A 9,655-nucleotide genomic window follows, 5' to 3' on the forward strand; every position below is an offset into this window, starting at 1 on the left:
TTTATCGTACCTATGAGGGATTGAAACTGAACGCGAAGCGAAAAGCACAACAAGAGGAGCAAACGTTTTTATCGTACCTATGAGGGATTGAAACCTTGTACATATCTTGATTTTTCTCCCTCGATAACTTCGGGTTTTTATCGTACCTATGAGGGATTGAAACCAATTAATTTATTTTCTTCTTTTACGCAAGGAAAAACGTTTTTATCGTACCTATGAGGGATTGAAACCCTTTTTCAATAAAATAGTCCAAGTTTTTCATTTTTTTTCGTTTTTTATCGTACCTATGAGGGATTGAAACTTTTTGCTTGCGGCGGTCAAGCCAATCTATGATGTTTTTATCGTATCCACAAGGAACTGAACCCTCTTCATCTTCGCGCGCAGGTGTGATGGGGGGCTCGTTGTTGTCGCAGAGTTAGTTCAGACCACATCTCTCATTTGCTTCGTTTGCGGTGATGAAGCATTGTGCGTAACGGATGGGCGCCTGCGGAACAGGCAGTACAGCATTCTAAGTTGGGCAAAGGCATTTCTAGTCTCACGGGTTGCCTTTCTAAGTGACGGGAGAAAAAAATAAGATGGCAGCGATCTATGTTGGCGGCATCTTTCGATCGAGGGAATCCCTTCTGAGCAGGGGATTCTTTTTTTGTGTTTCGTCCTCCGACGTTGTTTTGCGTCGCTCCTTAAAAGGGGGAAGCAACGGAAAAACCAGCTGGAAGAGACGCTCTTTTACTTTCGAGGGCCCTTGTTATTTTCCATTCGCCTTCGTGAAGTTGGGTGGAAAATTCGTTTTTCACCCGTCTCTTCAGTGGGAAAATGTTTGAAATTGTTAAAAATATCCTCCTCTATAATTGAAAAATAGGATATAATTGATATAAACATAGCTATATTTTCCTGAGATGAAAGAAATATGGAGGGGAAGGGCGGTTGTACCAGCATATTGTTGTAACGTGTGGTGTGTCGTTGCTGACAGGAAACAGGAACGTTTTCTCGATGAATCGGGATGAAATCATGGGGGAGATTCGTCCTTGGTTGAGCGCGACCAACATCGACGAGGAAAAACAACGAAAAATTGATGAATGGATTCGCCATGCCGGGCAGTTTGCTCATGAGGCCGCCCGAGATCCCAATCGTGTGTCGGCGGAATATTCGATGATTTACGAACTTCGTAGACAAGGGAAATTGGCGGAAAGGCCGACGGTCGTTCTCATTGTGACGGAAACGGTTGGGGGACGGATTGTGGAAGCCATCTTGACGAGGTTGCTTGAGGAGGACTTTCAAGCAAATGTCCGCATTATATATGTGGACGTTGATGTGAACCATCCGAGACGGATGCAGGAGACATTGGGAGAGTACATGTGGAAGGTGGCGGATGCTCTCTCCCACGGGGAACCGTCAACAACTTGTTTCGCCCCAATCGGTGGGTATAAAGTGATGACATCGTTGGGCTACATCGTCGGGGCATTTCTGCACTATCCGACAGCTTATATGCATGAGGACGGCCAAGTGTTACATGAGATTCCTCCTGTGCCGATACATATTGATGAGCAATTTGTTCATGATCACTTTGATCTGTTGCGGAAATGCCAAAAGGACATGTTGATGCGGATTCGCTTTCTTACCGCGAAAAACAATGTATTCTTCAATATCCGTTTTTGTTCCAGCAAGAGGATGGTCTTGTGTATTTAAGTGCATTTGGACAATTTTTGTTTGAACATGAAAAATATAAACATTTGTTTGCGACCACGTACCTTGTATCCAAACAAGTCGCCAATATGTTGCAACACAATCATCACCAGTTGCTGTTTGTGCACCAACAAATGCGGGAGCTGGTAAAGAAGCTGAAGCATGAAGAGGGAGACATGGGCGTTTTGTACCACGAAAAGTCATTCAAAACGATTGATGTCCGAAAAGTGAAATATCACTTGTACAAAGGAGCGAGCAACGGACAGACGGCGTTTCGCCTTGCTTACCGATACGATGAAAAAGAAGATTGCTTGTATGCCAACTATTTATGGCTTGACCATAACCGATATGAGCGGGAAGCGGAAAGAGGAAAAGGGATTTATGAAGAGGATTCTGAGTTTATCGATATCACGAAACAATTGGCGGGAGTGGGGAGATAAGCGTGGGGAGAAGGGTATTGTTGTCGTTTCTTGGATTGAGCGATTATGAATATTGTTATTACACATACGAGGGCAAATCGTCTTCTTATACGCGTTTTATCCAGACAGCGGTGTATGAGTTGTTTCGCGGGGATGGACCGATGGATGTGGTGGTGTTTGCGACGAAAGAAGCGCGGGAGCGGAATGGGCGAGACCGCTTCAAAGGGGAGGAGCGGCTGGAGGGCTTGATCACCGCTTTTCAGCGCATCGCTCCTGAGGCGAATGTGAAGCTCGTGGAAATGGAAAGCCGTCAGGATGAACAGGCCAATTGGCGGTTGTTTGACTGCATTCTGAATGAAATTCGGGAAGGGGATACGATTTATTTTGACATCACCCACAGTTTCCGTTCCATCCCGTTTGTCGCGCTCATCGTGTTGAACTACGCCCGCTTTGTGAAAAAAACGGACATTGGCGCGATCGTTTACGGCTGGTTTGAAATGCTTGGGCGTCCAGTCGATGTCAAACAGTTGCCTCCAGAACGGCGGTTGGCGCCGATTGTCAATTTGACAAGCATGGCGAGGCTGCTCGATTGGACGAACGGGGTCGATCAATTTTTGCGCACGGGGGATGCCTCCATCATCCAGGCGCTGACCGCGAAAGAAAACAGCGAAGTGTTCCGCAATCCGTCTTCGAGCCAGACAATGCGAAACGAAGTGAAAGAATTAAATCAGTTGACGAAGCAGCTTGATCAGACGGAAAAAGTGATCCGCACGTGCCGAAGCTTGCAAATCGATGAAGAAGTGCGGAAATTTCATGAACAGCTCGGCCGCGTTCGCTCAGCGTCGGCGGAAGCGATTAAACCGCTTGTCCCATTGTTGGATGTGATGGAGAAAAAGTATGCGATGTTTGATGATGATCCGATCATGAACAGTTGGAAGGCTGTGCGTTGGTGTTTGGACCACGGATTGATTCAGCAGGCGCTGACGATGTTGGAGGAAAATGCGGTGACGGCCGTTTGCCGGGTGTTGGGGCTTGATTTGCGGAATGAGAAGGCCCGGGAGATGTTCATTCGGCTATTGAAATTTTATTGCGAGATATTCCGAAAGAGGAATGGCGCGTTCGTTCCGTAGAGCGGGTTGAACAAATAATCGATTTCTTGTCTCCTTATAAGGGCGACTTAAAACGATTTAGCACGCTTAAGGAGCGGCGCAACGACATCAATCATGCTGGGGCGCGGCCGCAACCGCTAAAGGCGGAAAAGTTTTGGCCCGATGCGGAGCAGTCGTTCCGAGAACTTGGTGCGTTTTTTTGAACGTATGTCAGCGCTCGCAAAAACGATGCAAATCTCAAAGGAGAATGCGTGATGGCCTATCAGGAAAGCGGGGTAACAGCTGTTGCTCAGTCGTCATATCCGCTTGTTCTCTTGACGCCGGCCGCCATTCACGGCGCTGATCCGAGGGAGAAGGCGGAGTTTCGCCTTCCGTCGTTGCGAGGGGTATGGAGGTACTGGTGGCGGACGCTGCAGGATGAACCTCATCACGAAAAGCTGCTTGCCAAGGAGGAAGAGTGGTTTGGCGGCACGAGGAAAACAAAGCAGCAATCGCCTGTCCATCTAACGTTGGCAAGAGCGATGGAAGGGACAATGAGAGAAAATATTTTGCCGCATCGTACGTCTCCAACGTTGGTTCCGGCGCTTCCTGCCGGCGGGGAGGTGACCGTGACGCTCTCGGTGCGGAAGCGTCATCAAGAGCGATTGGCGCAATATGATTGGCACTTTCAATATATGCTTCACCTCGCCAGCTTCGGGCAGCGGTCGCGCCGCGGATTCGGAGCTGTGCAATGGACGGAGCATCAATGGGATCACGTTGAGGAATACGGTGAAAGTTTGCGTATGACGCTAGAACGCATCGGGGCGGCGGATGCGTTTTCCTTTGCGGAGCGCGGCTGCCTTGTGGCACGACGTGAAGACATCGCAACACCTCATCCGGTATTGTCCGCGGTGTGGGTTGGAGAAGGAAAAGAGAGCGCGGCGGAAGTGGTGAAGGCGTTTGGCAGGGCATCGCATGAAGCGAATCGTTATGGCAGCCTAGGATATATGAGAGGGAAAGAAGGAAAGCTTTCTTCCCCGTTATGGTGCACGGTGAGGAAAATCGGAGGCCGCTACTATCCGATTGTAACAGAAGTGAGAAACCATGACTCGCGCTACAGCGAGCCGCGCTATGAGCGAGATCGAAACCGGTTTTTAGAGATCGTTGGGGTGAGGATATGACCAATCGCTATATCGTCATTTTTACGGTCGGGCCTGTGCAGTCGTTTATCGCTTCAGCCCGCAAAACGGAAGATTTTTGGAGCGGAAGTTATATTTTGTCCCATTTGGTGCGAGAGGCGATCAAACAGTTTTACCAGTTGGATGCCAACTGTGAAGTCGTATACCCGCTCGTCACAAGGAGGAGTTGCGGTCGCCATCTGCGCGGGATTTTCGCATTGCTTCGATCCCGAACCGCGTGACGGTGGTGATGGAGGGAACAGAAGAAAAGGTTGGCGGCTGGCTGCGCGAAGTGGAGGACAATGTTCGCCAAGTGTTTCTGGACTTCTGCTTTCAAGCCATTCGACGCGTGTTTCCACATCTCACTGCCGAAGAGTATGAATGGCTGGAGATGATGGTGGAACAGCAAGTGCAGTCGTTTTTAGAAGTGTACTGGGTCGCTGAACCGTATGAGCCGTCCGCTTCGTTCCGGACCGTGCGTGAACGCGCCGAACGGCGGTTGGGGGCGCTGAAAAATGAGAAGCATTACATTCCTGTTTCCCAATTCGGCCTTGTTTGTTCCGTCTGCAAGGAAAGGGAGGCGCTGCGGCTTGCCGAGATCAAGGAAACGGATCATTACGGTGAGATCAAGCGGAAAACGCTCCACCTTTGGAAGCGGCGGGCGGAGAAATTTCAAGGAGCTGGAGGCGAAGAAGACGACCGCCGCTCGGGACGAATCAAGGACAACGAATTTTTATGCGGCATTTGCTTAGGCAAACGGGTGGCCCGCGATTACTTCTCCGCTTTGTTTGGCGCTTCGGTTTTGTCGTTTCCGTCTGTTCTCGAGATCGGAGCGGGCGATTATTACGCCGTGCTCATGATGGACGGGGACAACATGGGGAAATGGTTCTCCGGGGAACGGAAAGAGGAGTATAGTCAAACGAGCCAAAAACTGGCCCGGTTTGCGAAGGAAATCGTTCCGCGGATTGTCGAAGAACAATGCCGCGGCAAGCTCGTTTATGCAGGGGGGGATGACGTCCTTGCCTTCCTGCCGACCGAGACGGTGCTGAAAGCGGCTGAGGAGCTCCGATTGGCGTTTGGCGATGAACGGAAAGGATTAGGTCATGGAGCGACCGCCTCGTTTGGGGTGGTGATCGCTCACAAAAAGTCGCCGCTCCATCTCGTTCTTAACGCTGTCAGAGCGTTGGAGAAAAAGGCGAAACAGTATTCCAACGACAAGACGGGGCAGCGAAAGGACGCCCTTGCTTTAGCGCTTCACACCCGCTCTGGCGAGATTTCGGAAGCGGTTCTCCCATGGATGATTGGGGGAGAGAAGGTTTCACAATTATTGGATCAATGGATTAATCTGTTGAAAACATCCCTGTCGCCGAACTTTATTTTTCATTTCGCTTCCGCGTTTGCCCCGCTGCTGCATGAGCGGCACTGCCCTAAATGGGAGAATGGCGACATGCTCGCGACAGAGCTTCGGCGTTTGCTTAAGCGGTCTGTAAAAGAGGGAAGCCATCTGAGCGCCCAAGAGATCGCCCATCACACGCAAGTTCTTTTGTCTTTGCATGAAGCGGTTCGCAGCGGCTATGACTTTTTGTATCTGTTAAAGATATTGACCTTTTTCAAACGGAGCGAGGGGAACGGGCAATGACAAAATTAGTCTTGACACCGGTAGACACGTTTTTCTTTAAAAACCATCATGCGACGCAAGCGGGGGAGGCGACGGTGATGGAGTCGATATTCCCTCCGCGCCCGAATACGATTTACGGCGCGTTGCGGGCGGCGTACATTTATGCGTACAGCACGTTTGACGATTTTACGAGGGGCAGTGATGAACAGGTGAGGAGATGGATGGGCACCCCGACTGAGCGGGGGCAGTTCTGTCTCCATTATTGCACGCTGGTGAAAGAAGACGTCTTGTTCTTTCCCCTGCCCTTTGATTATCAAGTCATAGAGGAGGAAAAATCGCTCAAAGCGTATCCATTGCGGCTTGTCAAAGACCGAAAGCCTTCATCATCTGCTTCGATGTGGCGTCTGGCTTCTTCGCGGCGTGACAAAACGAAAAGTCCACAGCACTATTACGTCCCGATGGAGGAATGGAAGCAGGCGCTTCTGGAGAATAAGCCAATCTCTTCCCTTTGTTCATTGTCATCGTTCATCGCTCGGGAAGATAAGGTGGGAATTCAACTCGACACGTCCAGCCGAACAGCCCAAAAGGGGCTTTTATACCGGGTGGCGAAAGGGCGTTTTGTAGACGGGGCGTCCCTTGTCGCTTTCGTCGGTGATGGACCGGATTTCTCTGATGTCAAGTGGGCGCGGATCGGCGGGGAAAACCGGCCGTGGTCTATCCGCCAGCAGCCGGAAACGCTTCGTATATGGAATCCAGACGAGAAAAAGGGGATTGAACAAGACATTCAGCGGACAAAGCTGGCGAAAATCGTCTTTTTGTCTCCAGCTATTTTCTCGAACGGATCCCGTCCAGCGGCAATGGACGGCAATCAGTGGACATGGCCGAACGGGGCGGTCGTCACTTGGCTTGCCGCTTCCATCGGACGTCCGGAGTTGTACGGGGGATGGGACATCGTCCGCCATCGGCCAAAACCGCGGAAATGGATGATCCCAGCCGGTTCGGTCATCTATGTGAAGATCGAACGCGACGATGCTTTGCCGCTTGTCCTCTCCGCCCTTGACGGCGTTCATCTCACCGATGAAGGGGCGGAGGAAGGGTTTGGGTTTGCAGTGATCACGAGTGCGAAAGAAAGCGAGGAGGAGTTGTAATGTATTCGATCGTACGGCCTTTTCTTATGCATGCCATTACGTCTGTCCATGCGGGGAGCGGGAGCGAGATCGGGTTTGTCGACTTGCCTATTCAGCGAGAGAAGCATACAGGATTTCCAAAAATCGAAAGCTCCTCGCTCAAAGGCGCGCTTCGGTATCACATGACACAGTCGCTGCCCGAAGATGGGAAGAAGCTTGAACTGATTTTCGGCGCGGACAAAGGACAGGAAAGCGTCACACAAGCGAGCGCCATTGCTCTGAGCGATGCACGCGTTTTGCTGTTTCCGGTTAAATCGCTTCGCGGCGTATTTGCTTGGATTACGTGCCCGCTTGTGATTGAGCGGTGGAATCAAGAGATGAGCGTCCATCAGCAATCGATCGGGAAAGAAGTCCGACTTCTTCCGGTGCCCGCACCGAACACGGTCAGTTCCGACCGGTTGATGGCGGTCAATGGACGCATTGTGCTGGAGGAGTATGCGTTTTCGGTCACCGTTTCTCCCGAAGCGAAACAGCTGGCGGAACAACTTGCCGCCCTCCTTGGGGAGCATTGCCGCCTGCGTCTTGTAGATCGACTCGTTGTTCTCTCCGATGACGATTTCACGGATTTCGTCAAATTGTCGACCGAAATTAACGCGCGCATTCGCATTTCACCGGAGACAGGGACCGTTGACAACGGTGCGCTCTGGTATGAGGAAAATGTTCCGCCAGAAACGGTTTTTTACAGTTTCCTCTACATTGGTGATGTACGGGGAGACGGAATAGATGGCTTTGCGAAGGCTGCGGATATTGAACGGTACTTTCTGAATGAAAACAAATTTCCATCCGTCTTTCAGCTTGGCGGGAACAGTACATTAGGCCGCGGAATGATGAGAACGATTTGGGTGTGAACGGAGGAGAAGCCATGGAAACAAACGTGAAGCGTGTGGGGATTGAGAACGGGCGAGCCGCATTTGCGTTTCAAGAAGTGAAACAGGCAAAAGAACGATTGAGAGGAAGCTTCGAAAACTATCGTTCTTACGTCAAAAAAATGCCGTCCTTGATTCAAGTCAACGGTCTCGGACAAGCATTGGCGTTTTGTTTTCAAAAAGGGAAGGAATACAAGGCGATTTATCAATCCCTCGCAAAATGGATGAGGGAACAGTTTCCGGATCAATTTTCATCGGCAAACCAAGAACTCGTCGAGGCTGTCGTCAACTTATCGAGCGCTGATTACCGGTTATGGACGATGGAAGCCATGGCGCTGTTAGATTGGATGCGCAAGTTTGCCGACGGGATGGCGAAAGACGATGCAAAGGCGGCAGAGTAAGGAGGGGAGGGCATGCTTTTTCATCCAAAGGACACCCTAGAAGTCGTGCAAAAGGCCAATAAATCGATCGGGCATTTGGCGTACCATCTCCATTATTTTATTGAGCATCGGTGGAATGACCGTAAAAAAGTGTGGGAGCCTTCGAAACAGTTGAAATCCGCCCCGATTCTCCCAGAGCTGAAAGAGGTTGGCGAGCAGCTGCGGGCGCAGCGAGAACAGGCCATGGTGGAATGGGCGCAAACAGGGGGAGTCAAGAAGCTGAAAGCCCGCCTCTCTGGCCGAATTGTCCACGGACTGGGCGCGGGGCATGTTCGCGAGACGTCATTGACGATCCACCCCGTGTACGGTCTTCCTTACATTCCTGCCTCCAGTCTGAAAGGCCTTGTGCGCCATTGGTTTATCGAGGCGTATTGCGAAGGGGACGAGAAACGGCTCGGCGAGCATGAAGATGGATGTGCGATTTTTGGGATACAAGACCATAAAGGACAGGTGCAGTTTTACGACATCTTTCTCATCGATGGATTGCGGTTGGAAAAGGATGTGCTCGCTGTACATATGAAGGAGTATTATGAGGGAAAAAACGCTGCGACAGATAATCAAAAACCTGTTCCCGTTTCGTTTTGGACGGTCATGGCTGCAGAGGCAGACATTTATTTAACGGCCCATGGCTTTCGAGACGATGAAAAAACCGCCCGTTTGTTGGAGGCAGCATCGTTATATACCAAACAGGCGTTGATGGAATGGGGGATCGGTTCGAAAACATCGTCAGGCTACGGTCGATTTTCTGAAGTGGACGATGTGACGGAAACCGAATTCCTCCCAATGGTGCAAAAAGAACGCGCCCGTCTTGAGCGCCGGAAAATCGAGCAGGAAATGGTGGAGCGGAAGAGACGCGAGGAAGAAGAACGAGCAAGGCTGGCCCTCCTCTCCCCCGAAGAACGGTTGGTGGCCGAAATTGAACGGTTGACTGACAGCGAAACGGATAGGCAGCGAAGCAAGGATAGCCTTTACCAACAGGTGATCGAGCAACAAAACAAACAAGCCGCCGTTGCGTTGCAGGCGTATTGGAAACGTATCGGAGAATGGGGAAAAGCCGTCAGCAAAAAGCAAAAGCAAAAAATGGACAAACTTCAACAACTGTTGGAGGAAAAGTGAGGGTCTTGCGATTGTCGTCGACCCCCAATCGTGCAAAAATCCCGGGGGATCGACGACAAT

At 50.7% G+C, this 9,655-nt stretch carries 10 protein-coding genes and 1 CRISPR repeat array; all 10 genes read left to right on the forward strand.

Annotated features, from left to right (window positions below; genetic code table 11):
* Nucleotides 1–364: a CRISPR direct-repeat array (repeat unit 27 nt; unit sequence TTTATCGTACCTATGAGGGATTGAAAC).
* 626 nt (nucleotides 365–990) lie between these two features.
* Nucleotides 991–1,686, forward strand: a complete 696-nt coding sequence (locus I656_RS19360) for a hypothetical protein (RefSeq protein ID WP_235048650.1) — start codon at nucleotides 991–993, stop codon at nucleotides 1,684–1,686.
* Complete coding sequence (locus I656_RS19365; RefSeq protein ID WP_235048651.1) at nucleotides 1,677–2,123, forward strand: hypothetical protein; 447 nt, start codon at nucleotides 1,677–1,679, stop codon at nucleotides 2,121–2,123. The genes I656_RS19360 and I656_RS19365 overlap by 10 nt, the downstream gene beginning before the upstream one ends.
* Before the next feature lie 2 nt (nucleotides 2,124–2,125).
* Nucleotides 2,126–3,232: a TIGR02221 family CRISPR-associated protein gene (gene csx2, locus I656_RS02665; RefSeq protein WP_020756328.1), complete on the forward strand. Its 1,107-nt coding sequence runs from the start codon at nucleotides 2,126–2,128 to the stop codon at nucleotides 3,230–3,232.
* A 233-nt stretch (nucleotides 3,233–3,465) separates the two neighbouring features.
* Entirely contained in the window at nucleotides 3,466–4,371 is a 906-nt protein-coding gene (locus tag I656_RS02660; RefSeq protein ID WP_033006435.1) for an RAMP superfamily CRISPR-associated protein, read from the forward strand.
* Entirely contained in the window at nucleotides 4,368–4,610 is a 243-nt protein-coding gene (locus I656_RS19370) for a type III-B CRISPR-associated protein Cas10/Cmr2 (RefSeq protein WP_020756331.1), read from the forward strand. Before I656_RS02660 ends, I656_RS19370 begins: the two co-directional genes overlap by 4 nt.
* Nucleotides 4,556–6,007, forward strand: a complete 1,452-nt coding sequence (cas10, locus tag I656_RS02655; protein WP_020756332.1) for a type III-B CRISPR-associated protein Cas10/Cmr2 — start codon at nucleotides 4,556–4,558, stop codon at nucleotides 6,005–6,007. The genes I656_RS19370 and cas10 overlap by 55 nt, the downstream gene beginning before the upstream one ends.
* Nucleotides 6,004–7,134, forward strand: coding sequence for a type III-B CRISPR module-associated protein Cmr3 (cmr3, locus tag I656_RS02650; protein WP_020756333.1), 1,131 nt, complete (start codon nucleotides 6,004–6,006; stop codon nucleotides 7,132–7,134). Before cas10 ends, cmr3 begins: the two co-directional genes overlap by 4 nt.
* Nucleotides 7,134–8,021, forward strand: coding sequence for a type III-B CRISPR module RAMP protein Cmr4 (gene cmr4, locus I656_RS02645; protein ID WP_020756334.1), 888 nt, complete (start codon nucleotides 7,134–7,136; stop codon nucleotides 8,019–8,021). The genes cmr3 and cmr4 overlap by 1 nt, the downstream gene beginning before the upstream one ends.
* Nucleotides 8,022–8,035: 14 nt before the next feature.
* A complete protein-coding gene (gene cmr5 / locus I656_RS02640) occupies nucleotides 8,036–8,440 on the forward strand; it encodes a type III-B CRISPR module-associated protein Cmr5 (RefSeq protein ID WP_025039256.1) in 405 nt (134 codons plus the stop codon).
* Between the two features lie 12 nt (nucleotides 8,441–8,452).
* A complete protein-coding gene (gene cmr6 / locus I656_RS02635; protein WP_020756336.1) occupies nucleotides 8,453–9,595 on the forward strand; it encodes a type III-B CRISPR module RAMP protein Cmr6 in 1,143 nt (380 codons plus the stop codon).
* Nucleotides 9,596–9,655: the final 60 nt, after the last annotated feature.

The sequence above is a fragment of the Geobacillus sp. WSUCF1 genome (genome assembly GCF_000422025.1).
Taxonomy (GTDB): Bacteria; Bacillota; Bacilli; order Bacillales; family Anoxybacillaceae; genus Geobacillus; species Geobacillus zalihae.